General features: G+C 61.3%; 23 protein-coding genes and 2 pseudogenes. 13 read left to right on the forward strand and 12 right to left on the reverse strand.

Annotation, left to right across the window (positions count from 1 at the left end; all coding sequences use genetic code 11):
* The first annotated feature begins 852 nt into the window (after positions 1 to 852).
* The 3 genes from U1739_RS18500 (at position 853) to U1739_RS18510 (ending at position 2,428) form a co-directional block, all read left to right on the forward strand.
* Positions 853 to 1,371: a T6SS effector amidase Tae4 family protein gene (locus tag U1739_RS18500; RefSeq protein ID WP_332710080.1), complete on the forward strand. Its 519-nt coding sequence runs from the start codon at positions 853 to 855 to the stop codon at positions 1,369 to 1,371.
* Positions 1,368 to 1,892 (forward strand): hypothetical protein, encoded by a 525-nt coding sequence (locus U1739_RS18505; RefSeq protein WP_332710081.1) that lies wholly within the window; start codon positions 1,368 to 1,370, stop codon positions 1,890 to 1,892. Before U1739_RS18500 ends, U1739_RS18505 begins: the two co-directional genes overlap by 4 nt.
* A 410-nt stretch (positions 1,893 to 2,302) precedes the next feature.
* Positions 2,303 to 2,428, forward strand: a complete 126-nt coding sequence (locus U1739_RS18510) for a hypothetical protein (RefSeq protein ID WP_332710082.1) — start codon at positions 2,303 to 2,305, stop codon at positions 2,426 to 2,428.
* Between the two features lie 557 nt (positions 2,429 to 2,985).
* Here the strand turns inward: U1739_RS18510 and U1739_RS18515 are convergent.
* On the reverse strand, positions 2,986 to 4,272 hold the full coding sequence (locus tag U1739_RS18515; protein ID WP_332710083.1) for a type II toxin-antitoxin system HipA family toxin: 1,287 nt from the start codon (positions 4,270 to 4,272) through the stop codon (positions 2,986 to 2,988).
* Positions 4,269 to 4,601 (reverse strand): helix-turn-helix domain-containing protein, encoded by a 333-nt coding sequence (locus tag U1739_RS18520; RefSeq protein WP_332710084.1) that lies wholly within the window; start codon positions 4,599 to 4,601, stop codon positions 4,269 to 4,271. The genes U1739_RS18515 and U1739_RS18520 overlap by 4 nt, the downstream gene beginning before the upstream one ends.
* Before the next feature lie 134 nt (positions 4,602 to 4,735).
* Between U1739_RS18520 and U1739_RS18525 the strand changes: the two genes are divergently transcribed.
* The 5 genes and pseudogenes from U1739_RS18525 to U1739_RS18545 all read left to right on the forward strand — a co-directional run bounded on the left by U1739_RS18525 (position 4,736) and on the right by U1739_RS18545 (position 8,534).
* Positions 4,736 to 4,984, forward strand: a complete 249-nt coding sequence (locus tag U1739_RS18525) for a winged helix-turn-helix domain-containing protein (protein WP_443025608.1) — start codon at positions 4,736 to 4,738, stop codon at positions 4,982 to 4,984.
* A gap of 225 nt (positions 4,985 to 5,209) precedes the next feature.
* Entirely contained in the window at positions 5,210 to 6,019 is an 810-nt protein-coding gene (locus U1739_RS18530) for a MipA/OmpV family protein (protein ID WP_332710086.1), read from the forward strand.
* Positions 6,020 to 6,192: 173 nt separating this feature from the next.
* A complete protein-coding gene (locus U1739_RS18535) occupies positions 6,193 to 6,540 on the forward strand; it encodes a hypothetical protein (RefSeq protein ID WP_332710087.1) in 348 nt (115 codons plus the stop codon).
* 512 nt (positions 6,541 to 7,052) lie between these two features.
* A pseudogene (locus U1739_RS18540) lies at positions 7,053 to 7,640 on the forward strand (IS630 family transposase); the annotation flags it as partial.
* 387 nt (positions 7,641 to 8,027) lie between these two features.
* On the forward strand, positions 8,028 to 8,534 hold the full coding sequence (locus U1739_RS18545; protein WP_332710088.1) for a Ros/MucR family transcriptional regulator: 507 nt from the start codon (positions 8,028 to 8,030) through the stop codon (positions 8,532 to 8,534).
* Between the two features lie 582 nt (positions 8,535 to 9,116).
* On the opposite strand, the gene U1739_RS18550 is transcribed toward U1739_RS18545, so the two are convergent.
* From U1739_RS18550 to U1739_RS18560, 3 genes are read right to left on the reverse strand one after another with little or no spacing between them, the layout of a single operon-like run.
* Positions 9,117 to 10,067, reverse strand: coding sequence for an alpha/beta hydrolase family protein (locus tag U1739_RS18550; protein WP_332710089.1), 951 nt, complete (start codon positions 10,065 to 10,067; stop codon positions 9,117 to 9,119).
* Entirely contained in the window at positions 10,064 to 11,290 is a 1,227-nt protein-coding gene (locus U1739_RS18555; RefSeq protein WP_332710090.1) for a ferritin-like domain-containing protein, read from the reverse strand. The genes U1739_RS18550 and U1739_RS18555 overlap by 4 nt, the downstream gene beginning before the upstream one ends.
* A gap of 31 nt (positions 11,291 to 11,321) precedes the next feature.
* Positions 11,322 to 12,014, reverse strand: a complete 693-nt coding sequence (locus U1739_RS18560) for an HAD family hydrolase (RefSeq protein ID WP_332710091.1) — start codon at positions 12,012 to 12,014, stop codon at positions 11,322 to 11,324.
* Between the two features lie 312 nt (positions 12,015 to 12,326).
* Here U1739_RS18560 and U1739_RS18565 point away from each other — a divergent pair, with 312 nt between their 5' ends.
* Positions 12,327 to 12,815, forward strand: coding sequence for a hypothetical protein (locus U1739_RS18565; RefSeq protein WP_332710092.1), 489 nt, complete (start codon positions 12,327 to 12,329; stop codon positions 12,813 to 12,815).
* A 304-nt stretch (positions 12,816 to 13,119) separates the two neighbouring features.
* Here the strand turns inward: U1739_RS18565 and U1739_RS18570 are convergent, their stop codons facing one another.
* Complete coding sequence (locus U1739_RS18570) at positions 13,120 to 13,773, reverse strand: SOS response-associated peptidase (protein WP_332710093.1); 654 nt, start codon at positions 13,771 to 13,773, stop codon at positions 13,120 to 13,122.
* A gap of 478 nt (positions 13,774 to 14,251) precedes the next feature.
* On the opposite strand from U1739_RS18570, the gene U1739_RS18575 reads away from it, so the two are divergent.
* Positions 14,252 to 14,563, forward strand: a complete 312-nt coding sequence (locus U1739_RS18575) for a DUF3147 family protein (RefSeq protein ID WP_443025609.1) — start codon at positions 14,252 to 14,254, stop codon at positions 14,561 to 14,563.
* Here the strand turns inward: U1739_RS18575 and U1739_RS18580 are convergent.
* Genes U1739_RS18580 through U1739_RS18590 form a run of 3 tightly spaced genes read right to left on the reverse strand, consistent with a single transcriptional unit; the run spans position 14,560 to position 18,124 of the window.
* Positions 14,560 to 15,906, reverse strand: a complete 1,347-nt coding sequence (locus U1739_RS18580; protein ID WP_443025604.1) for an alginate export family protein — start codon at positions 15,904 to 15,906, stop codon at positions 14,560 to 14,562. The genes U1739_RS18575 and U1739_RS18580 overlap by 4 nt on opposite strands.
* Positions 15,906 to 17,303, reverse strand: a complete 1,398-nt coding sequence (gene chrA, locus U1739_RS18585) for a chromate efflux transporter (protein WP_332710094.1) — start codon at positions 17,301 to 17,303, stop codon at positions 15,906 to 15,908. The genes U1739_RS18580 and chrA overlap by 1 nt, the downstream gene beginning before the upstream one ends.
* The gene (locus U1739_RS18590; protein WP_332710095.1) at positions 17,300 to 18,124 is read right to left on the reverse strand and encodes a chromate resistance protein ChrB domain-containing protein; all 825 of its coding nucleotides are present in this window, start codon (positions 18,122 to 18,124) and stop codon (positions 17,300 to 17,302) included. The genes chrA and U1739_RS18590 overlap by 4 nt, the downstream gene beginning before the upstream one ends.
* Before the next feature lie 386 nt (positions 18,125 to 18,510).
* Between U1739_RS18590 and U1739_RS18595 the strand changes: the two genes are divergently transcribed.
* Together U1739_RS18595 and U1739_RS18600 are read left to right on the forward strand one after the other, a co-directional pair.
* Positions 18,511 to 18,846 carry a hypothetical protein gene (locus U1739_RS18595; RefSeq protein ID WP_332710096.1) on the forward strand — a complete coding sequence of 112 codons (336 nt, stop codon included), beginning with the start codon at positions 18,511 to 18,513 and terminating at the stop codon, positions 18,844 to 18,846.
* A gap of 136 nt (positions 18,847 to 18,982) precedes the next feature.
* A complete protein-coding gene (locus tag U1739_RS18600) occupies positions 18,983 to 19,396 on the forward strand; it encodes a hypothetical protein (protein ID WP_332710097.1) in 414 nt (137 codons plus the stop codon).
* A 473-nt stretch (positions 19,397 to 19,869) separates the two neighbouring features.
* On the opposite strand, the pseudogene U1739_RS18605 reads toward U1739_RS18600, so the two are convergent.
* Positions 19,870 to 20,343, reverse strand: a pseudogene (locus U1739_RS18605) (transposase); the annotation flags it as partial.
* A 577-nt stretch (positions 20,344 to 20,920) separates the two neighbouring features.
* Here U1739_RS18605 and U1739_RS18610 point away from each other — a divergent pair.
* On the forward strand, positions 20,921 to 22,045 hold the full coding sequence (locus U1739_RS18610) for an alpha/beta fold hydrolase (RefSeq protein ID WP_332710098.1): 1,125 nt from the start codon (positions 20,921 to 20,923) through the stop codon (positions 22,043 to 22,045).
* A gap of 230 nt (positions 22,046 to 22,275) precedes the next feature.
* On the opposite strand, the gene U1739_RS18615 is transcribed toward U1739_RS18610, so the two are convergent.
* Both U1739_RS18615 and U1739_RS18620 read right to left on the reverse strand, forming a co-directional pair.
* Positions 22,276 to 22,662, reverse strand: a complete 387-nt coding sequence (locus tag U1739_RS18615) for a hypothetical protein (RefSeq protein ID WP_332710099.1) — start codon at positions 22,660 to 22,662, stop codon at positions 22,276 to 22,278.
* A gap of 167 nt (positions 22,663 to 22,829) precedes the next feature.
* Complete coding sequence (locus tag U1739_RS18620) at positions 22,830 to 23,417, reverse strand: hypothetical protein (RefSeq protein ID WP_332710100.1); 588 nt, start codon at positions 23,415 to 23,417, stop codon at positions 22,830 to 22,832.
* Positions 23,418 to 24,366: the final 949 nt, after the last annotated feature.

A 24,366-nucleotide genomic window follows, 5' to 3' on the forward strand; every position in this document is an offset into this window, starting at 1 on the left:
GCGTACTGCCCTGCAACAGGCAATAAGCGTGAAGGCCGACCCGGCTTCATAGTGAAACGACCCGCCCGACGATGGGGGTATCGAGCGGGCCGCCCCTGTTTGGCGCGCTCGACTCGGGGGAGAAGGCGCTACCGCACCGTCATCAAACCACCAGGGTCAGCGCATTTCAAGACCGAAACGGCCCGCCCGAATTGAGCCATACCGAGCGGGCCGCCGTAGCTGACAGGCCCCTTCAAGAAGCGGTTCGAATCAAGCGACCTGCCGGACATCCTTACGCACCGGTCCGATACTTTGTTCACAGGGAGCAACAATATGTTGACGGTTTTCAACACGGCGGGCGCAACACGCTCGCATCTCGGAATTAGCGGTGGTCGCAACGGATATTGCTGGTGCTGCTGAAAAACGGCCCGTCTGAGTGACACCAATGCGTCCGGCGGGCCGTTCCTGCTCGGCGACGCCGGCTCAAGGGGTTAGCCGCATCGTCGAACCATCATTTGAACACCGAAACGACTGCTTAAACACCTGAGAACGATGATGACTACGGTTCTAAAGTTGGCGTGACTTCATAGGGAGAACTCGATCCTAGATGGGTGCGCGAATGTGAAGGTCTGCAATAACAGGCGGCTGGCGGCGGAGGCCTGGCCGACAAGTCGCCAACTTCCGCCATGGATAGACTGCGGATGGGCCGCTGCGGGCGGGGCAGCTTGCGATAGCCGACATTGCAGTGGTGCTGCCGCTTTTCCCCATAACTATGGTTGATCGGGATTTAGGAACGTGTGATCCCCTTGACGGACCAGTCAGTTTTTCGCCATGTTAACGTAAGCTCGCCTAGTTTCGTAACCGGAGCAAGACATGGTGAAACCAAGCTTTCGGCTTTTATGGTCCCACTATCCGCGCGGTTCACCTGAAAATGTTCTGCGCGGCATTGGCTGGGACGGCATGATCGGAAATCCAAGTTACGAAAATACTTGCGCGATCCGCATGAGCATCTGCCTGGCTGCCTCCGGTCAACCGGTGAGGAGCAGCCAGGGCATGAAGGCGCTTTCTGGCGGCGTCAGAGGTTCGCCGATCGAGGTTCGCCAGGATGCCATCTCACGCCATCTTGAACAGCGATGGGGCGCGCCGTTGAAAATGAGCGCCAAGGATGCTGAAAGACAGATCAACGGACGTGACGGCGTGGTCAGTTTTTTCGGGATCGCCGGCTATAATGTTGGCGGACGTGATGGCGGTCACATCGACGTGATCGACGGCACCGTCAGCGAACGCGGCCTATTCGGGTATATCTGGTCGCGATCGATCCAGTATAATTATGGCACACATGGGTATATGGATCGTTCGGCTTCCGTATGGTTCTGGGAAATGCCGCGATGAGATTATGCAAAGTTGCCTTTGCGTTATTGAGTTTCGCGACTTCCTCCTGCGAGAACAATAATTCAAGCCGGCAGATCAAAAATAGCTGCACACTTGATCTTGCAGCATCTCCGGACGGCACGTCGAAACTGACCGGCGACTGCACGCGCGACGCTGAGGGCATAGCGGCGGCTATCGAACGAGCACCTGGCATTCTGAAATCCAGCAAAGAGATCGCGCTCGGACGCACTCCGTTTGGCACAGCAGGCGCATTCGATCGCTGCGCGGTCATGAGGCACCTTGCCAACGATCCGCGCTGGGCCGCATCGATTGACAGCAACGCGGCCAGTGTGCCGCTCCGTGACGCGCTGCAGATCGGAAACCTTGCGCCGTCTGTTTCCCATGCGCTTGCCAAGGCGGGGCGGAAGCTGCGCGGCGTGAGCTTGGAAACGGTGCTCCTGTCCGACGGACCGGCGGGAGATTGCCCAAGAAGCCCCGCGAAAACACCGATAGAGGCGCAGATCTGGCTCTCTTTAGAGTAACTGTAATACACTATACCGCAGCAATGTGTGGCAGCACCGGCACGCAGATAAGAAGCGGCATACCATGGCTAACGGCTGAACGCTCGATGGAAGGTGGTGGCCCGTGCACGAGCGCGTTCCACGATCCGGCGGACGCGGCCCATCACGGCGGTCGAATGCCACCTCCGGCATTTCGTCAACAGCACGCTGACGGCCCGCGCCGACGCGAACTGGGCCCGGACCTACGTTGCGGCAGATAGGCTGGCCGGTTGGCGCTTCCGGCAGGAGGCGTCGGTCTCGAAGGGCAGCCTCGCGCTGGCCCTGATATACTGTGCCGACTTCCAGGACCTGCTCGACATCATGGTCAGGAAAGACCAGCGGCGCGACGTCTTCGGCGTCGTCTTGGACCCAAGGCGCTGTTCGAGGCGACGATGACCCGGCTACACGCGATCCGGATCGAAATCGGACACGCCGGCCCGCTGACCAACACCACCCGGCTGAGGCTCGAGGTGGAAGCGAACGCGGTATTTAAGGCGCGCGGCGTCCTGCGCAGCTAATCCGCGGTCGTTTCTTTAGGGGGCCGTGTGGTAGCGGCGAGCCATTGGCCCGGCGGCGACATCGTGCAGGTGCCAAGAGACCCGGCCTAGCTCACGCGCCGCGCCGTCCGTTTAGCCGCTTATCGTCCGCAAGATCAGGCGACTTAGCCATTCTTGCAGTTTCGGGCATCTTACGTGCATTCGGGCGCATGGGCTCTTGAACGCAGCGCCGATCTCGCACCGATAAACGAAAAGAGGGGTGTTGGGAGGACCTCGGACAAGGCGAACGCTACCACGATTGCCACAATACGGGCATGAAGCAGCCGATCGTCTAAGCCTGATCGGAGGTCTGCTAAACAGGTCTGGCACTCCAAACCGGCTGTTCTGGGTTTTGTCCGAAACACCCTAAGAGCAACCGTTCCAACCGCGATAATTTGGATTCGGATTGCAAACCCTCATGTGTGACTATCACTACTGCGCATCAGCGCGATTAGCCTGCTGAGCTTGTCGTTGGCGGTGTGGATCGCGCGTATCACCGGTCATTCTGATGGCTGCAGTTCAGGACGTCGATCATTGAATCATGCCAGCACCGCTTGAGCCGCCGTGCGCTCCCCGTGCTCGAACGCCTCGGCAAAATCGTCCAAGCCTGCATTGGTCATGCCGAGTGCACGTCCCTCGTCCTGCCAGCCCGCTACAGCCTGCTCGACCTGCGCCAGCATCTCTTTAGCGCGTGGAAGAGTGATGCGAAAATACGGCAGCACCGACATCAGGGCGTCGATCGTCGCCTCAGGGCCGACCTCTTCCGAGACCCAGGTTTTCAGTTCGCGCACTCGCTCGGGGAATGGATTGATATCGAACGCCGGCGCCAGCCGCCACAGGCCCCGATCGACGTGCAGGAAGCCGTGGTTCATCAGATGATCGTCGACGTTGGTGATCAGGATCGAGAATGCGATCCTGCGCCATAGCTCTTCGATATCGGCGGTAGGTGCGATTCCATTAACCCGGAGGGCATCGACGATCTCGGTATAGGCGTGCTCCTGCGCATCGCCCGGCTCCGCGCCGATCATCGTCGCCGCGGAGACGTACATGAGGCGCCCGCCTCCTGCAGGGCGATCGAATCGCCGGATCAGCGCGATCGCGTCGCCATCGCTCTCGACCAACCGGGCGTCGGCTGCGTCGATCCCAGCGCGGCGGGCAAGCCGCATTGCCAGCACCTCCCCTCGCGGAACCGAGCGCTCGTCGGCGACGCTCGGAAACTTGCCGATCGACAAGCGTCCTTCATCATCGACGACGGTGCATTTTGGGCGCAGTCCGCCGAGCGACGTGCCGCGACCGCGCAGGTAGGCGAGATCGGCGGAGGTTTCTGTGTTCTTTTCAACCGCTCGACTGGCGGCGAGAAGATGGCTTAGCTCGATCAACGGCGGCGTAGTGCGGCGGCCATCTTCGGTTGCCCGCTGAGCAATCCCCTGCTCATCGACAAGACGCAGCGCGCCAATCCGGCTGGCGTCATCGACCGCCAGCAGATAATCGAGGCCGTTCAGTGCCGGAGCATCGACCTCTTCACCACGGCGGCGGGCGTCCTGCCGCCGCTTGGCATAGTCGCGCTGGATGACCCGCTTTCCCCAGCCGTCCGGTTCGGTGTCGGCGATAGCGGCATGGAAGACAGAGCCGATGCCCACCTTGCGATGAAACTGCGGGCCGGCAACGAGGGGTAGCGCGGGCTCAAGGGCGAAGCGGTCGGGGCCGACTAGCCAGGTGGCATCATATTCGAAGCCGGCGCTCTCGCGGCTTCCCTGCTGATTGTAGTGCAGCAACCCAACGCCGCGGGCTTCATCGCCGATTTGGATGCCGATCGTCCGCCTCACAGCGAAACCGGCGGTTTGGGTCTGCGGACGCGCTGCGGCATGCGTTCCACGTCGAGCAACAGACCCTGCTCATCTTTCCTGGCGTCGAGGATCTCTCCAAGGCTCTCGCCAAAACCCAGAACGAAGAAGGTCATGGCGTATGTACCCAACGCGACGGTCGGGTCGCCTTTTTCCAGCTTGAGATATGTGCTCTTGGCCACACCGATGCGTTCAGCCATCATGACGACCGTGAGGCTGCGCTTCTTGCGCGCCAGCGCAATATCGGCGCCCAGCTTCGTCAAGCTGCGCCGCACGCGGGGCGGGAGAGTATCAGCGATGGTCGATCGCATTTAGTGTCTCATATAAACGGCCATCGGGCTAATACGGTGCGTTATACACGACCTTGGTTTAACAGTCGAGCTTGTGGGTTCGAGATGCGATGAGGCCGCTCTTCCACCCTGCCGTCGAGGACATCCGACCCAAGATGATTCTCCATGCGCTCGCCGATCCGGAGCGCGGAGCGATCTGCGCGCGCATCGGTGGCGAGGGTTCCGGAGGGACGTGTTCTGCCAACGCCCACGCGCGGGACCGCTTGATCCCGAGGTCCTCGCTCTCCGCGCACATCAAGATGCTGCGGGAGGCGGGCCTGATCAGGTGCGAGCGCCAGGGCGTGGAGCTGCGCAACCATCCCCGCTGCGATGAGCTGTACCAGCACCTTATCGAAACGCCGTGAGCGAAGCTTGCGATCGCTGTATTGCTGCTCTGACGGCGTGCGTGGTCGTGGCGCTCCCATGACGAACCGGCCCCATATGGCTTCGTTCCATTCCAACGACAGAATCGCACCATCAAACCGTGGGATCAAACACCTAGGATACGCGGCCGCTTAGGAGTCTCAAGCGTAGAGCGCGATGCGCGTTCGTTATCTTTAATTCGTCATAGAATGCTGTACGATCCTTCCATGACAGCACGAACGTTCATCACTCTCACAACCGCGTCGCTCGCCTCAGCGCTGTTCGTAGCGTGCTCTCCGCCCGCCAACGCACAGGCGGAGAACGACACGAGCGTTGCCCGGCGAACCCGTATCGCTCTGGGGCCCCAGATTGTGCCGAGTTTTCCTGGTGCCGACAGCGTCGGTATCCGGCCGCTCGTCGATGTTGCACGCGCGAGGGGCGACGAGCCGTTCGCCTTCGAGGCACCGGATGAAAGCTTTGGCTTCAGCTTGGCCCGCACGGGCAAATGGCAGTTCGGCCCCGCCCTCGGCTTCGAAGGACAGCGTTCGCGCGACAACACTAATGGAATGCTGCCCAAAGTCGGATTTACGTTCGAGTTGGGCGGCTTTGTTCAATATCAACTCGCACCGAACTTCCGGCTTCGAACCGAAGGGCGTCAGGGCATCGGTGGTCACAAGGGGCTGATCGGAACAGTTGGTGCCGACTATGTTATCCGCGACGCCGACCGCTGGCTGTTCTCCGTCGGTCCACGCATCACCGTTGTGAACGGTCGCTACAGCCGCGCTTACTTCGGCATTGATCCCGCGACCGCGATGACCGCATCGCTCCCCGCCTTTCGCGCAAACGGTGGTTTGCAGGCGGTCGGCATGACCGCAGGCGCCATCCGCCAGATCAGCACCCGCTGGGGGATCTACACTTACGCTAAGTATGATCGGCTTGTTGCCGACCCGGGTAGGTCGCCCGTGGTGCGCGCATTTGGCACGCGCAACCAGCTCTCAGGTGGTGTCGCGCTAAGCTATACCTTCGGCGGCAGTTGACCCTCTGCGTGCGAGCAATTCACACCGTCCGCTTACGGGTGCCGCTTTTGCGAACGGGAACGGCACGATCTGGTGGTTGGCGGCCCGACCGCTTTTTTGGCATCGCGCGGTAGAAGCGGACGGAAGTGCGACCGAGGTGTTGCAGAAAGTTGCGTCATCAGTAGCCTGACGACGTGAATAGCAACGAAGAAGAGAAAACCGAAGACGGGGACATCGTTGGCGTAGACGATTTCATCTCCTACAGCCCGGTGCTGGGGTGCATGGTCGTGCCGGCTTGCGGCATTGCCTTGCTACTGTCTTGGTTGATCAATCAGTTTGGCGCACCAGCGTGGACAACCTATACGGTCGGTCTGGTGTATGTGACCCTTCCGTTCGCTGCCTTCACATGGTGGAGCTGGAACAGGAAGGCTATTCGGCTGCGGGATGGACGAGTGCTGCAAGGTCGCGCAGCAAGGAGGTTCGCTTTAACTCTGTGGCTCATAGCTACCGTCGTCATTCTCTACCGCTTCATGACTTGGTGAACCGAACGGCGCCACCTCGTGGCTAGCTGCCGTCGCGATCGCCACCAGGCGGGTGATCCGCTGTTCAGCAGCCATGGCGAGGCAGGTTAGTTTAGCCCGCACGTATTCCGGGACCAAAGCTTCACTAGCCTCAGCGGCGCATAAGCGGTTTCGCTGAGCGTTCCATCGCTGCTGCTCAATACTTAAGCGTAAAGCACCACTCGTATCGTCGCTGGCACGCAGATGCGCAAAGGTGATTTTTAACCGAGATTGTAGGCGCTGCTCGACCTCATTCTCGGCGGTTTCTGCGAGGCATAAAGTATATGGCCGCACGTCATCGGCGCTCGGCCGCACACATTCAGCGGGCCCAATATCTACTTGGCTGATTAGCATCGCTGTCAGCAATATCACACAAAATATACGTGCGCCGAAGCTTCTCGGCTAACCTGCCTACAAATTCAAACGTCCGCAATTGATGACGTGGACGGCTCTCCACCCCTCCATCGGGATAGCGTGCACATGAGTCGGAAGGAGATCCGCCGGCTCACGCTGTGGTGCTATCCTTCGATGAGAAGTCACAGATCCAGGCGCTTGACCGCACCCAGCCCGGCCTCCCGATGAAGAAGGGGCGCGCGGGCACCATGACCCATGACTACAAACGCCACGGCACGACCACGCTGTTTGCCGCGCTCAATGCACTGGACTGAACGGTCATCGACCCGAACATGCAGCGTCATCGCCATCAGGAGTTCATCCGGCTCCTCAATCGCATCGAGCGTGAGGTGCCTTCCGACAAGGCGATCCACGTGATCCTCGGCAACTAGGCCGCTCACAAGAAGGACAAGGTCCAGCAATTGCTCGCCCGCCATCCCCGCTGGGCCTTCCACTTCACGCCGACCTCGTGCTCATGGCTCAACGCCGTCGAGGCTTCTTCGCCAAGCTGACCCGGCGCCGGCTCAAGCACGGCGTGTTCCATTCCATCGTCGATCTCCAGGCCCCATCAATCGCTTCATCCGCAAATACAACGCCGCAGATCCCAGACCCTTCATCTGGAAGGGCATCCCGATGAAATCATCACGGCTCGAAACCGAGGGTTTCAAACGTTGGAATCAATCCACTAGCTGCCATTCGCTTTATAGCGCGCGCTCCAAAATCTGGATGCTGGGGAGTTAGCCACCAGTGCCGACCGTATCTAGGGTCACTTGGCAAATAGCTGAAGTCCTAGAGAAAACAGTGGTGGCGCTGTTCCGGTTCATGCAGTAAGCATCTGATCTAAAATCTATCCTTACATGCCAAGGCTGCGTCACGATACGGGCGGCGGCCGGCAAGGTGTCAAGGATGTATTTGGATATGTATCGGTACGTGCAAAAGGTCACCGCCGACTTGATCGCTTAGAAGATAATTCGTCTCATTCGGCATTTCTGTGGAACCGATAATCCGATCGGTCACTTTACAGATCAGTGCGTCCGCAGTAACGCCCCGGAATAAATAAATGGAGTGTTTGAATTATGGATGCCAATTCGCCCGATAGTGTTTCGCTTGCTACTGAACTGACGATTGCCTGGTTATCGAATACGAACACTCGCGCCGCCGTAGATGACGTTCCGGCCTTCTTAAGGTCGATGCATGAAGCGGTCTTGAGCCTATCCAATCCTGCCGCTGCGGCCCCTGCCGATGTACAGGAAGAGGTCCATGAGCCGGCAGTGACCGCTAGGAAATCATTGTCGTCGCCTGACCACATTATTTCTATGATCAACGGTAAGCCTTACAGGGCTTTGAAACGCCACCTGACGACGAATGGTCTGACGCCAGCCGAGTATCGCGAGCGTTATAATCTTAAGTCGGATTACCCTATGGTCGCACCTACGTATGCACAGGCTCGGCGTGAGATAGCGCGTCAGATTGGCCTTGGACAGGGCCGTAAATCGAAGGCGGAGAGGACTCCGGCGCCCGTTAAGGCCGCAAAGAAACCTAAAGCCGCGAAAGCGCCTGTAGAGGCTTCTAAAGGCGAATAACGGGTCTGCAGCTTGGATCAATACGATACTGGTTAACGAGCCACCAGTCGCGTAGAATTCTGTGTTTGTTGTTTCCGCATAAACAACTCCGGGAAAGGGGGCGGCCTTATGGTCGGCCCCTTTTTGAGCGCTTGCCGGCGGCCAAGCGTAGTGGTCGGCCTAATTGTCCGCATGGACGCTCCACTGCAAAGCCCAACAGGCTGGCCGGTCTTACCCTTTGCGCTCGGTATGCTCTAGCTGCGGCGGGGCCGAGCGCGTTTCCACGAGCTCGGCCGTCACGAAAATGGCGGCTTTGTCGTAGATCGCAACCAATACCTGCGGGACCGCTTCGCTGGTTGCGCCCGGCGCGCCGGCGCCTTCCGGCTTGTGGACGAAAAGCGTCAGCCGGTAACGAAGTTCCTCAGGACGCCTTGCGCACGATCTATTCCAGCAGCAATGGGCTATGGAGCACAGGGGTTAGGAGCCCAGGATGCGTTCATCGACCTTGAACCCGGCTTCTCCAATCATCTGCTTGGCGCGAACGCCATACGGGCAGGCGTGGGCAGGCAGGCAGGTAGGGCCATACGGTACAATATCGCGGTCTTATTGTGATCCATCTGCCATTCCGTGAACTTGAATGCTCTTGCCGCTACAGCGCGGCCCCGCCAAGTCGTTCCGCTCGGGATCGTTCAGCGTCCCCTTCCTTTCGCGTATTGGTGCGGGCGGGAACGGATAGTGTTGCTGCAGCCAATCGAGCACGCGCGCCTGCAATGCGATCCGGCAGTCCGAGTAGCTATGGTCGGTCGCGAAGTGGGCCACCGACAGACTACCGCCTCCAATTGCCTGCACCGCCGCGGCGAGACCTTTGCCTGCGGTCGAAAACCCGTCGTCCGACGTCACGATCAGCAAGGGTCGATCAGCAAGACGCGCGCCGATAGCGGCTAACCGCCATCGGTCGGCATTGACGCGCGCTTCTTCAGCGAGTGAGCGCGGCGATGTGCCTGCCAAGATGTGCAGCCCCGCACTGGTCCCGACATTCTGGTCGATCTTTGCGGCCGATAGCTCGATGTCGGAGCTTCCAAAAGCGCGTCCGAGATCAACACAAGAGAGTAGCACCGCACCGAGCACATCGGCCTGCGCGGCGCAGAGCTGCGCCGCTACAAACCCGCCCATGCTATGCCCGATGACTAAAATCCGCGCTGGATCGATCCGGTGCCCCGCTCCCGTCCTCGACAGCCAGTCAAGCGCCGCCGCCGCATCTTCGACACAATGTTCGAAGCTGAATTGCCCGGGCCCGCCCCATGATCCTCGATAGTGGACGGTCAGCACGTTCCAACCGGCGCGGCGCAGGCTTTGCGCCAAATCGATATTCTGCTCGTTGCCAGGAAGACCGTGAAGCAAAAGGATGGTCGGATGCGGCCCCTCGCCGGCGGCCGTATAGAGCAAGGCGTTGAGGTTGTGTCCCCCGCTCGGAATTGCCTGTGCCAGCGTCGTGGCCGGCGCGTGCGGTGACGGCGGCGGGTCGCCGTACAGCGCGGCAGGGAGGCCCGTCATGCGAGCGTCGCGATCCGTTCAGCCGCCCGCCCGATTGCCTGCCGCGCGTGCTTCGGCAGATCGCACCGCGTGCGCAACAGCGCATCGATCCGCTCTTGCAGGACGCGCTGCTCGATGGAGCCTGGCAGCAGCGGCTCGATACCGCGAAGCATCGTGAAGGTCATACCGGCATGCACGCCGGGCGCGGCATCGCTGGCGGGCATCCGCGCAAGCGCGGTTGATGCGGCCCCGAGCGCATGCATCAGTTCGATCGCTGCGCCCATCAATGCGGTCTGCTCGCGCTCCACATCCCCGCCTGTGCGACCAAAGCACTGGACAAGGCAGCGCAGCAGCAGGCCATAGGTCGCACAGGCAAAATCGAGAAGTTCGGCGGCCACGGGGCTATCGATGAACACCTTGCCTCCCGGTTCGGGCGGCTCGCGCAATACCGGGCTGTCGGCGACCGGCCAGGCGGGGGCGAAATCCGGATCGGCTAGGGCGGCCGCATTGAGCTCGTCCTGTATCTGCAGGAAGCTGCGATAATGCGATTCCTCGCGGTCGGCCGTAGCGCCCTCGCCTTGCTCGACAATGATATCGATCGCACGGTTTGCGCCAGCCAAGTCGACAATTGGCTCCACGCCCTCAAGATCAATCACCGTACGCGACACCTGGCTAGTGGCGCCGGTCAGAAATAGCCCCTCGCCGCCAAGGTCCTGATCGAGCGCGATCACATTGGCGCGGATCGCTTCGTAGAGATGGCCAATCGTCGCATATTCTTGCACGCTCGGCATCAAACCGAGATGCGGCTGGACGCGGCGATACGTGTCCTGCTCGAATGCCTCGCTGTCCTCGCCGCGCGCGCCCTGTGGCCGTTCGAGAAACACGAAATGCTTGAGCGTCTCTGCGTCGAACCCGGTTAGCCGGACTGCGACGCCCGATGGGAAATAGCCCGGCGCGACTGGGAAATTGGGCCGCCCGAAATGCGGCCGCCCCCCAACCGCGACGGTCAGGTTGGCAACCATCACGAGATGCCCCATCTCCTCGATCGCTACGTCCATGATCGCCCTGCGCCAGCGTTCGAGCTTTTCCCCCATTGCCTGCGAAACGCCGGGGTCGCCCTCGCGCTTCAGGCTGAACGCGGCATAGAGATAGCTGCACATCAAGGTATGTTCGATCTCGGAAGCCTCGGCGAGCAGATGGAGCAGCTGTTCGCGCGAGCCGAGGACCACTGGTTGGCCCGCCACGTCTTCGATAATCGCTTGTGACCGCACCGGCTCAGCGCCCGAGCGGCGAGTTGCCATAGTCGGCCAGGAGTGCGGCCGCATCGTCATAGATCGCGGTCGCTCCGGCCGCGCCGAGCACCGCGTCGGTGAACTTGCCGGACCGCAACGCCACCGCAGCGATACCGCACTTCATGGCCGCCTCGATATCGTATGGCGTGTCGCCGACAACCAACACCTCGGCGGCCGAAATGCCCGGCAGCTTGGCGAGCGCGGTGGCGAAGATATCGGGCGCCGGCTTGGTCTGTTCGACATCGTCACTGCTTGTCGTCGCGCTGACCAGCGCCCGCGCGCCGAGCAGGTCGAGATAGTGATCGAGCTCCGCTGCCGATGCCGAGGACGCCAGCACGACCTGCTGCCCGAGCGCGTGCGCATGGGCGAGCAGATCGTGCGCGCCGACGAACGGCTTGGCCTTGTCCAGAAACTTCGCCTTAAAGATCCGGCCATGCGCGTCACCCAGCTTTTCCTGCGCGTCCTCGTCGATATCGGGGAGCAGGGTGGGCACAAGCATGTCTGTCCCCTTCCCCATCTGATCATGCAGCGTTTGGCGGTCGAAATTGGCGCCCATTTCTGCGAACGCTTCCTCCCAGGCCGCCACATGCATGTCGTTGCTGTCAATCAGAGTGCCGTCGATATCGAAGAAGATTGCTTTGAACTGCCGGGCAGCAGGGCCTCGAGCGTCTGACATGATCTTCTTCCAGTTTGTTTGGTGCGCAAGTCGAGCATGCAATGCGACCCACCAACAATCCGGACCTTCGCAAGCTCCCCGCCCCCGCCAAAAAAATAGCCGGGACGAAGCTAACATGGCGGTCGGCGTAGGTCCGACTGCCCTACGGCCTTTGCTTGACCTGTGGCTGGCCCTGTTCGCTCCTGTGGGCCCTGCATAACAGAAAGCGCCTGACGGTGATTAGGAGCGGCACCGGAGGGAGCCGTGGCGCGTTGGTAGTTGAGTAGCCTACGGGTTCGCCTGCTTGCTGCCCGTCAGAATAAGGAAGATCCCGTGGACAACGACAAGGTGCCAATGCCCGCCAGCGGGCAAGGCAGCACAAAAATACACTCGGATGGTGTCGGTGACAGCGAGACTCATGGTCGCAGCGCAGGCGGAGAGTCCGGGGGTGGCAGCTATGATAACCCCCATACTGGCAAGCAGGAGCGTGGCGAGAGTGCTGCCTTCGAAGGCGGGCAGAGCGTACAAGGCTACTTTGGCCCAGGCCAGGCGGATGGGAAGAAGGCAGACACCGATAAGATCGGCCGTGTTGGCCAAGGTGGCGCGACATCTGGCGGGTTCAGTGGAGCTCGCCGATCAAATGATGTGGAAAGCGATGGCCTATCGCAGGCGACGCAGGATCCTGAGCCTCGCGTCGTTGCGGCAGGCGATCGCAGCTTTGGAATCATTGAAGCGAGTGGGATTGCCGAGGCAGAAGTGCATGGCAAGGTGGGCACCGACGCTTCCTACGAAGCCGAGCAAGAGCGTCCCGGATCGGGCTGAGTTTCCCGCTGATTGGATGCCGTTCCGAAGTCTGGAGATCAGCAGATTGTACCCTGAAGGTCGGCGTCAGCGCGGACAGCGGCAGCAGGTATGCGTTGATCACCGGCTGCATCGAGGCGGCGTCGCCGTGCAGATCCCGACAGATCGAAGGCAGTGCGACGTTCGTGACGGAGCCGTCGATAAAGGCAAGGATGGACGCCAGCATCATAGCCGTGAGGATCATCCCAGCGTTCGCCGATGCAGAGTTCGCGCCGGCCTTTGGCGATGTCGGAGGATCGGTCTCAGCGGCTGTTCTGGTATGCATTTACAGCAGGGAGGGGGAAGCAGCAGGAGAGGATTGCGCGGAGCGTTTCACCCATAACTCGTCGGTCCGCTCCATCGCGATCAGATCGTCCGGGAAGCAGCGGTTCTGGAACGCCAGCGCGTCGTCGAAGCCGCCGTGCAGCCACTGGTCGTATTCGTCGGCATGGAGCAGCACCGGCATGCGGTCGTGGACCGGCCGGATCGCCTCGTTGCAGTCCGTCATGACGCCCGAGTAGACCGGGCCCCATTCATCGCTGATCCGCCAGAGCCCCGCCCAGGCGAAGATCGGCTGGTCCTTCACGCTGAACCAGGTGCGCGTCTTCGAGCCCTTGGGGCCTTCGGCTTCGGCGAAATGGGTCAAGGGGATCAGGCACCGCCACTGCGGCTTCGCAGCCAGCCCCTTCCACATCGGCTTGGCGAGGTCCGCGATGTTGTTGACCGGGCGGGGCTTGGCGGCGGGGGACATGCCCTTCAGGCGCAACGGAAACCCCCACGCCATCGACTGTAGGACGCGGGCGCCTTCCGCCTCCCTGACAACGAGCCCAGGATAGCCGGGATACACCTCATCCGGCGCATTCGACTGAGCGGGATCGGCGACCCCGAAATGTGCGGCGACTTCAGCCGCGCTCTTCCTTACGGTATACAGATTGCACATCGGTCGAACTTACCAGTTCCGGGGCTGCGCGGAAATGCTTTTCCGGTCGCCTCAACCACCGATGATGAAGGGGCGTTCCAAGCGCACGGCGTCGAGAAGGCGCTCGATCGCTAGGATCTCCTGGGCCGTCGGACGCGATCTCATGGGTAGCGCATACTTCTACAGGCCTGTTCAGCCTTGCGTCTCCCGATCGCCTTGGGTCATCGGCCGGCGTTTGGTCGCTTGGCATGGAGATCATGTTCTACTTTCTGTTGCCGATCAGCATCTTGCTTTTGACAGGCCTGAGCCGATCGGCCTTCTCGCTTGGTGCTGTGCACTCCTGGCCGGCCAACAGATTTATCTGTGGTCGATCCAAGGGGCGCCGGATGTTGAGTTCTTGGGCTTATTTACGCTTGGCCTTACGTTCGCACCGTTCTTTGCGTTCGGCTTTTTCATCGCACAGTATCGGGGACGAACGCAGGCAGCATGGCTGCTGCCGATGCTTGTGGGCTTGGCTGCGATCGCGACTTCTCATTGCTCGCTGGCGGTGACCCGGCGCACAACCAAATTCATTTTGTCACTCGGCATGATCTGGCTATGGCGCGACCGTGCGGACGCGGAGAACGTCGCATTGCACGCATGCGCTACCTTCTGGTATGTGCTCCCCTCGCTCCCGATGTTCCTGCTGATCCCTGCCTTGCTCCGGCGTGGCGTCGGCTTCTGGCCTTCCCTCATCGCCGGATGCGCCGTCACGATCAGCTTGTATCTGCTGATGACGTGGGCGGCGCCGCGCTTCGGTATCCGGCTTTAGAAGGTAGCGGTGGCATTCAGGGATAGGTAGCGGGTCCACCGCCCCGCCGGTGCGTTCGGCGCCTCTCGAAGGAACCGGCCCTTCGCCAGCAGCACGGCATCGAGTTCGAGCCGCAGCCATGACATCGGTTGATGTCGGATGCGGCCCTCGAGCTGCGTGCCAGCAAAGCTGCCAGAACGGCCGCTCGCATCGCGCACGCCAGTCGACGAGAAGCTGTCTTCCCGCGCCGCGAGCCACATCGGATGCAGCGTCATCATGAGGTCGGTGCGCTTGTCCGGCACGGCCTCGATCCGCACGCCCGGACTGATGACGTTGCTGCGCGAGATTGCATTGTAGAGCCCGGCAGGCGCAAGATCGGCGCGGCGCATCCCGAACAGCGTATCGAACCGCCTATTCGCACCACCGGGCTTGTCGCCACTGGCGTGATCGTACTCGACCGACACCCGCGTCTTCCACGGATCGGTGAAGGTGTAGCCCGTATCGGCATGGATGAACCACGATCGCACCGCCTGCTGCTGCGCATTTGCGGCGACGCTGCTCGACACGTGCCCCCGCTGCAGGATCGCTTCCACTTCGCCGTCGATATGGGCTGGCGCCGGATCGCGGATGAGCCGGACGCTTCCGGTGTGGAGCGAACGATCACGGGTCGCCCGTCCCGGCTGGTCGCGCTCGCCCAGGTGGAAGAGCGATGCCTCCAGCGTTGCGGCCCCGACCGCGCGGGCGCGGCTGACGAGCCCGCCCCACAGAACCAGATCGAACCCTTCATGGTCGAAGCCGACGGCGTTCCGGCGCAGCCGCGCCAGGTCGTCGGGCCGGCGCTGCTGGGGCAGGGTATAGATCAGCGTCGCGTTCCAGCCCGCTCTCCACGTCAGATCGGCGCGCAGCCCCGTATAGCCGTTGGTGGTGTTGCGGTAATCATCGGCCGCGACCAGCCGACGCGAGCCGAGGTTCATCACGAACCGGCCCGCCGCGATCGTCGCGCCGCTGCCCTTACCCAGCAGGCCCGGCATTTTCACTTCCGCGAACGCCTGGACAAGCTCGAGCGCGTTGACCTCGCCAGTTGTGACGGGCGTCCCCCGATCGTCGCCATAGATACGGCTGTCCCACAGCTCCGCTACGAAACGCACAGGGCCGTCACGGTACTGCGCCATCAATGTCGTGCGCAGGTTCAGCAGCTCGTCGAATTCATTGAACCCGGCCCGGGCCTGCCCGTCGATCGCTTCCACGCGCAACCGGGACGTGCCGGAAAAGTCGAGAACGTCCGGCGCTGCTGCGGTCTGCGCCGCGGCAGGCGCGGCGCAGCTCAGCGCGCCCAGAGCGGCTGTCCACCAATGGCCGCGCATCACACCACCAGCCCGAGGAAGTGGAGCACGATGCCTGCGGCAGACGTCGCGAGCAGCGTGACGATGACATTGGCGCGCAGCAGAAACACCGCCACGACCGCGCCCGCGGCGAGCAGCGTCGCCCAGGGATCGATGCTGGCAAGAACGGGTGCATCGAAACGCACCGGACCGAAGCCGATCGTCGCCGTCTGTCGGAACAGCGTGTGCAGCGCGAACCACACCGCCAGATTCAGCACCACGCCGACCACCGCGGCGGTGATCGCCGACAACGCGCCGGCAACCGCAGCATTGCCGCGCAGCCGCTCGATGAACGGTGCGCCAAGGAAGATCCACAGAAAGCACGGCACGAACGTCACCCACGTCGCGAGCAGCCCGCCCAGCGTTCCCGCAAGCAGCGGCGACAGCGCGCCGGAATCGCGATAGGCGCCGAGGAAGCCAACGAATTGCAGGACCATGATGAGCGGCCCCGGCGTCGTTTCAGCCATGCCCAGCCCGTCGAGCATCTCCTTCGGTCTGAGCCACCCGTAATTCTCGACCGCCTGCTGCGCGACATAGGCGAGGACGGCATAAGCACCCCCGAACGTCACCGTCGCCATCGTCGAAAAGAAGGTCGCGATACGGCTGAACACGTCGTCGGGGCCGAGCGCGATCAGCAGCGCCGCGACCGGCACCAGCCACAGCGCCAGCCAGACCAGCGCCGTGCGAACCGTCTCGCGCCACGTCGGCCGCGCATGCGCCGGCAGCTCCTCGCCCAGCAACGTGTCGGCATCTGCGACAACCGCGCCTTTCAACGCCCCGTGGCCACCGCCACGGAACGCGGCAGAGCCCTGTTTGCCCGTCCACCAGCCGATCAGCCCCGCACCGAGCACAATCAGCGGGAACGGTGCGCCGAAGAAGAAGATGAGGACGAACGCGGCCGCCGCAAGCAGGCGCGACGCGGTGCTCTTGAGCGCCCGCCCGCCGATCCGCACCACGGCCTGCGCCACGACCGCCAGCACCGCCGCCTTCAGGCCGAAGAACAGCGCCGAGACGATGCCGACGCGACCGTAGAGGACGTAGATCCAGCTCAGCGCCATGATTGCTATTGCGCCGGGGATGACGAACAGCACGCCGGCGAGAATGCCGTCCTTCGTCTTGTGCATTAGCCAGCCAATATAGGTGGCGAGCTGCTGCGCCTCTGGCCCAGGCAGCAACATGCAATAGTTGAGCGCGTGGAGGAATCGCTGCTCGCCGATCCAGCGCTTCTCTTCGACGAGGATGCGGTGCATCACCGCGATCTGTCCGGCGGGTCCGCCAAACGACAGCATTGCGATCCGCAGCCACACCCAGAACGCCTGCCTGAGTGTGACGGGATCGGGGCGAGGGCGCGCGAGCGCGCCAGCGGCCGCCATAGTCATGCCGACACCCTGCCGCGTGCGGGCTGGTGCGAGGTCCAGTCGTGCTTCTCGCCCTGCGCGTCGCGGCACCATCGATAGAGCGCGTCATAGACTGCCAAGCCCGCATCGAGTTGGGCGTGATCGTCATTGTGCACGCGGGACAAGCCCAGCGAAATCGCCAGCAGTCCGGCTGCCTCCGGCGCGACATCCAGCCGGTCGGTGTCGGCACCTCGCACGATCGCCGCGAGGCGGTTCAACGGCTCGTGCGTGCCGAGTCCGAACGCCTCGACCATGACGTCAAAAGTGCAAAGATGACCGCGATGGCTCCAGAACACACCATCGCCCCCTACATCAAAGGGCTCAGCCTGGTGCTGCTGCGCGACCGGCAGCACCTCGGCAGGCGTGACGAACAGGAAACGGGCATCGGCATCGACGAAGCGGCGAATGAGCCAGGGGCACGCGATCCGGTCGACCTTCGGCCGGGCCCGCGTTACCCACCATGTCCGACCGTCGTCGTGCCGTGCCGGCACATGAGCGAGGGAGAGCACCGGCAGTCCTGCCGCTGTCCACGCGGCGAAGCCTCCTTCCAGAACTTCCGCTGCAACGCCGTCGCTTCGCAGCATCGCGGCGGCCGCAGCCGCCGAAGCACCGCCGTCCTCATCGACTATGATGACGGTCCTATCCGGCTCGCGCTTCCAAGCCAGAACACTTTCAAAGCCAGTGAACTGGGATCCGGGAATCGCTTTATCGGAAGCAGCCCGCAGGTCGAGGATGCACGGCACCCCTGGCAGCGCGATGAGGCGGGCAAGTTTATCGGGGGTGATTGCGTTATGAGCAGGCACGGCGCGTCCTTGGCATATGGAGCTGGACGCGATTCTTTAGCTGACGCCTCGTGGGGAGATCGCGATCCCCATGCGCCTAGTCAGCCACGATCAATAAGCCTTGTCAATTATTCCGCACGGGAAAACCGATGATCGGCTTACCCTAACCCTGGGGCCGCTTTTGGGAGTGCGCGGCGGCCGAACGAATGGCTGAGAATGGGCGATTCGCGACTGGCGGCGTTGCAGCCCGTTAGCTGGCGGTCGCCTTTCAGGTATGTTGATGGCCCCTGCACGTCATCAACGGGGAAGAGTGGTGGTAGGCGTCCGGCAGCTCTATCAGCAAACCAGTTGCTGACGTTATTGTCCGTCTATATCACGGCTTGACCAGGGCGTTGCAGGAGAGCTCGATGAGTCCCGACGTAAAAACCCGCCTTGGCGGTTTTGGCTGCGTTGTGGCCGGCGCTGCGATATCGTGGCCTACAATCTTTGATCGGCTCCGGCTGGCAGAGCAGGGTATCCCCCAGATCAACACTTGGTCAGTCACTTCCGCCTTGGTGGGGCCGCTGATCATCATCGGTCTCACGCTGATGATCTTCGGAGCGAGAACCGAAGCGTTGACGCGTGATGCGGAGAAGAAGCGCCTGACTCTCTTCGGCAATGCGATTGCTCTAGCATGCGCCGTGGCTGGGTTCGGTGGGATGCTGGGCACGACCTATCTGCTGCGATCCTACGGATATCAATAAGTCGAGCTTCGATACGCAGACGAGCAGCTATCGTTTGCGGGAAGCGGAACGACAGCTTTGGGTTGGGGAGCGGGAAAGCGGCGCTTGCCCAGAGTGGCCGTCTGCTACAACTTTCCTTTCGGTTCGGAGATGTGACGTGCTGACTGCTGTCCTGATGCTCGCTGCGGCCGCCGATCAACAGCTGGTCGTCGCTTCCTTCACTCCGCCGGCGGCCAATCCGGATGGGATGGTAGCAGAGCAGATCAAAAAACCCGCCAACGTTTCGCCAGAGGCATTCGCCGACAAACTGGTTGAGGCGGAAGGGCTGACATCTTGGAGAGCCATGGAACCGATCAATTCGCCGCGGGGTGCGACATTGGCATACAGGTCTCGCCAGGCCGGAAACGGTCGCGAAGTGGTGGTTTACTATTCTCCCGCTGCTGAAACAGTTTGCCGGATACGCCGAGAGCGGGGAGGTCTTTCCGACGCTCACCAAGCAGCCATCCGGTGGTGTGCCGCCTCGCTGGGTGTAACGCTCCCCAAGCCAGCGCCCTCCGCGCGCAATAACTAGCGGCAGCTTTTGAAAATAGACCTGGCGTCCGGAAATGGGCGGCTCCGGCCCGTCTGCTTTTCAACCCGTTAGCTGCCGGTCGGCTTTCGGGCTTCGCGAACGGGCCAGCGCGTCCTGAACGACTGAAAGTGGGTGGGAAGCGGAACGGCCGCTTCTCTATCGCGGCTTAAGTCAACAGGCACAGGCCACTCTCCGCCGCCGCGAGTGCGCCGGTCTGACGAATGGTAGGCGACGGAATACAAATACTGTTTTTTTGCCGCGCTTGAGATCGCCACACGGGGTTCGTGCTTCTCTCCGGGGTCGGCACGTAGCCGCCCCATGATGGGGTAAGAGAAAGCGGCGTGGATCAATCTTTTGGGCGCCCTTGTCGCTAGCGACAGGGCTGCAGCCGTTACGATCTCACACCACCTTCGTCCCCGTGAGGACCTCTTCCTGCCGAGGCAGAACCGCTAAAGCTCCTGTCTGAGATCGTATCAAGCGGCCGCGGGCGCGGTACCGGGTTCGCTGCCCCAGCGGAAGTCGGTGCCATCCGTCCACATGCGGTGGAGAACGACGGCCAGGCGACGCGCGACGGCGACGATGGCGCGGCGCATGCCCCGGCGCTGTGCAACCTTCATCCCCCAGGTCTTGAGCCACGACCAGTGCCGGCTCTGGGTCAACAGGATCTGCGCCGCTTCGTACAGCATGGTTCGCAGCATGGTGTCTCCGGACTTGGAGATGCCGCCGTCATAGTCGACCTCGCCCGACTGATGCCGCCGGGGTGTCAGCCCGGCATGCGCACCGACTGCTCTGGAATGGACGAAGCGCTGCGGCTGATCGATCGAGGCCCGATAGGTGAGCGCAACCACCGGGCCGACGCCGGGCGCGGCCATCAACCGCCGGCACACCGGATCGTGCCGGACCGTGTCGAGGAGCATCTTGTGGAGCGTGGCCAGCTGCTGGCGCATTAACGTACGGCGCTGCCAACCAGCAGCCGTCAAGTCCTGCAACCACGCTCGTAGGATGCCGGCAAAATTGCCCTGCTCGTTTTATTGCGTGATTTTGTGGAATGCGCGCCCTTGGACGCCATTGAAGAGCGTGCGAAGGTGCTTCTTGCCGCACTGCGCTATGAGGCGAGCAATAGGCGGGGTGGACTGTGCCCATCTTTGTCGCCTCTTGGGTAATCTACGCAACGCATTAGGCGGGGCCGCACTCCCGTTAAATATCGAAAACACGTTTTGGTCCTTTTTGGCCATCACGCCGCCGCTGCCTCAGGAGGCGTCTAGCAGCAAGCCCGGGCTATCCGAGCCATAAAATTACTGTCCGCTTCTGGACGCTGACGGCCTGCTGCTTATGCGTGTTCGCACGACCATAGCGGCTGTGCCGGTCCTGAAACTGCTCATCTATCTGTGTGAGCGAAAATATATTTGGCAGTTAGCGCAGCGGTGGAACGTCCGCACATGCCCACGGTTGGGGGGGCAGCACCACGGCGAGCACGATCGAGCCGGGGCGGCTCGTTGAACCGCTGCAACTGGGGGAATTCATATGTTTTTGCTTCGTCAGATTTTCGCACTGTTCTCCTTGCTGATCTTGGCGGCAGCCGGATACCTGCTGTGGACTTGGTATCAGGGGGACTGGGTACGCGATGCCGCTGGGGCGTTGGTTAAGGTCCGGCACGATTGGATGTTGTGGACGGGGGCAGCGTTGCTGGCGTGGTCACTCCTAGGTCGCTTCGTCGTCCGCCTGCTGCTCGCAAGGACCGACCAGGATCCAATGCGGGTCGAGCGCGGCATCGGACAGATGCTCGACAGCCCAAGCGGCGCGCGGCTGCATGTCGAAACGTTCGGTTCTGTGGATGCACCCCCGCTTGTCCTCGTCCACGGCTGGTCTCAGGACAGTCGCATGTGGTTCTACGCCAAGCGCGATCTTGCGCGGCAGTTCCGTGTGATCGTGTGGGATCTTCCCGGCCTGGGCAAATCCAAGAGGCCCGCCGGCGGACGCGTCTGCCTGTCGAACTTTGCGCAGGATCTTGCAGCCGTGGTTGCCTTTGCGGGAAGGCCCGCAGTGGTCGTTGGCCACAGCATCGGCGGCATGACCATTCAAACGCTAGCACGAGACCGCCCGGAATTGTTTGGACGCGAGGTCATGGGGGTCGTTCTTTGCAACACTACCTATGTCAATCCGCTGAAGACGATGGTTTTAAGCGGACTCGCTCGAGCAATCCGCTGGCCGATCCTCGAACCGATGATGCGGCTTAATATCCTGCTGCTGCCGTTCGCGTGGGCGAGTTCGTGGCAGAGCTACTTTAGCGGATCAACGCACGTATCGACTCGGCTTGGCTTCGGCAAATATGTCACGCGCTCGCAGCTGGACGCCAGCGCTTGGATGATGACCGTCAACTCGCCAGCGGTTTCCGCCCGCGGGGACCTCGCGATGTTCCGCTGGGATTCGGAATTAGCATTGGCTGATGCCGATGTTCCCACGCTTGTTATCGGCGGCGACATAGACATCCTCACCAAGCTCGAAGCGTCGCGCACCATCGCATCGGCGACTTCGGGACGACTGATGGTGGTCGAGGGCGTAAACCATATGGGCCCTGTGGAGCGTGCCGATCTTTACAACGACGCGATTGCTGCGTTTGCAGGGCCGCTCTTAACGGCTCCTGCCTGACTGCTGATATTCACGTTTTTGAACCGTCCCGAAGTCCGCCAGACGCCGTGGGGATGTGAGCTAAACCATATCGATATTGCTTGGGCCGGATGGTATCCATCTCGACCCCCGCAAGCAGCATGTTCCCGATGAGCTGCAGCAGCCGGCGATGGTTGAATCAGTCGATCCATTCGCAGGTCGCGTATTCCACCGCTTCATGACTTGGTGAACCGAACGGGGCGACCTGGTGGTCAGCCGCCGTCCGCCTCATCTCGCACGCTGACTTCCCGCAGCCAATCATCATACATGTAAATTACGCGCCCGCTCTCAAGTAGGAAAGTCCGCTCAGTGAGATACCTGTAATCCTTTCTGGAGCAAATCCAGTAAACCAGGATAATTCTGGCACTAATCGCATCCATATCCCTGACGTTGCAGCCTTCATCGCGCCGATCAACTTCATGGACCTTCGGAAGTTGCCAATCATGAAAGGTCTTCGACTTGAGCGTGAGCTTGGCGAAGGTCATTACATCCTGCGCTTCCGCTGCGGTGATAAGCCGTTGAACCACAGCGATCCCGGACGCCTTTTGGCTCGCGCAGGTGGGGTCGGGCGTCGAGCACGCCGCCACGATAAGCAGCATCAGGAGAGCTACGGCTCGCATTTATCTCACATATCTCAGTTGAATGTCCCCCAAGTGGCGATTTCTTGCCGGTGGGCTTTCGGGCCATGCGATCGGGCCAGCGGGTCCTGAACGGCGAAAGGTGCTGGAAAGCGGCCGGGGCTTACAACAACGGGCGGCTAAGAGCGTCATTCAGATGCAGGGAGGGTGCGCCAATCTTCTGTAGGTAATTCAGACGCGGGCACGTACTTCGAAGCCAAATTCCGGAAGATTGCGGAAATTGCGGCTCCGGCCCCGCTGTAGTGATTAAGCGAGCGAGTCACTTGCCACCCGTGGCTGAAAAGACGCAGATCGATCGATGTCCCATCCATTACAATTTCGGGCAGCTGGTCCGTGGGTGACGGGACAAAGACGGATGGGGTCGGAACAGTGAGCGGCGCCACTCCTGCAGCTATGGCAACATACTCTTCCTGCTTTAGCGGTGCTTGCCACCGGGCCTCTATGTCGTAACGATTGCAGTACTCCTGACGCCGCAACCGGAGGACATCGATCTTGGCTTCGGCGTCTCCTCGCCGGGAGATGCGCATGACCCAAGCCTTACCCGGATGCTCCAATGATGGTGTGGCTGCAAACTCGATCACCCCTGACGCTGTTGGTGGTTCACCCGCCGAGTCGATAGCGGGCGGCAGGGGCTGTTCGCTGCATCTTGGGGAGACCTGCGCCACCGTCTGAGCCTGCGGAACCAAAGTCGTCATTGCGATCAAGACCGACAGCATCGCAACCTTCCTATGTACGACCGCAACAAGGATCGCTTTCGTTCTGATACCCTCGCCGCGGATCGGCTGCAATTGGCCGAAAACTGCCCGACAGCTTTCTGCACGATAGCTGCGATATCTGCGATAGCTGCGATAGCTGCGATAGCTGCGATAGCTGCGATAGCTGCCTTAGCAGCGTGGCGACGTGGCTCGGCTCGTGTTAGCTTAGACTCGGTCTGAGGAGCTTGCATGTTAGCCGCAGCTGTAAACTGCGCCTAAGAAATCCATCGTCCAGTTGTCGATTCCCTGCCTGAGCGCAGACCGCAAGATAGAATACTTTAAAGCCGTAGTCGTACTCGTAATCGGAGCACGTGCCCGACGTCTGTCCGCCCTTGTTTGGTAGCTTGAATGCAGAATAATAACTGGAGATGATTGAGGAATTGGTTGTCCTGCACTGATCCGATTCAGAAGAGCGCGGCGCTTGAATTTTCACGCCATCAAGCCCGGCCCTCCACACTTCAACGATTTGGGAAGCTCTGCGAAGATTATGCTCAGAGGGCTCTGGCCGGCGCCCTCGATCAATCATGCATTGCCGGAGCCTTATCCGGGTAGCGTCGCGATCACCGTACCGTGAATGATAACGCAGATAGCATATCGAGAACTGGGTGTCGGTTATTGCTACCATCCGAGCGGCATTGCTGGAAAAAATCGCCCGCTTTTCATGTTCGCCGGCGTCCTCAACATACATAAGGGCGAGGACCGCGAAAGTTGAAATGACGGAAAGCATGTCGATACGTCCCTGGATTCAGCGACGTTTTGATGCCGCAACTCGGACCTCAACTGCAATGGCAGAGAATGAGCGATTTCGGACCGTCTGCCTTGGGCATCGGCGAGGCGGATCGCGAACAGCGATAAGTGGGTGGAATGCAGTCCTGCGGGCTTAGGGCACATGAACCGGGTTAGCCGCCGC

The sequence above is a fragment of the Parasphingomonas puruogangriensis genome (genome assembly GCF_036663635.1).
GTDB lineage: Bacteria > Pseudomonadota > Alphaproteobacteria > Sphingomonadales > Sphingomonadaceae > Sphingomonas.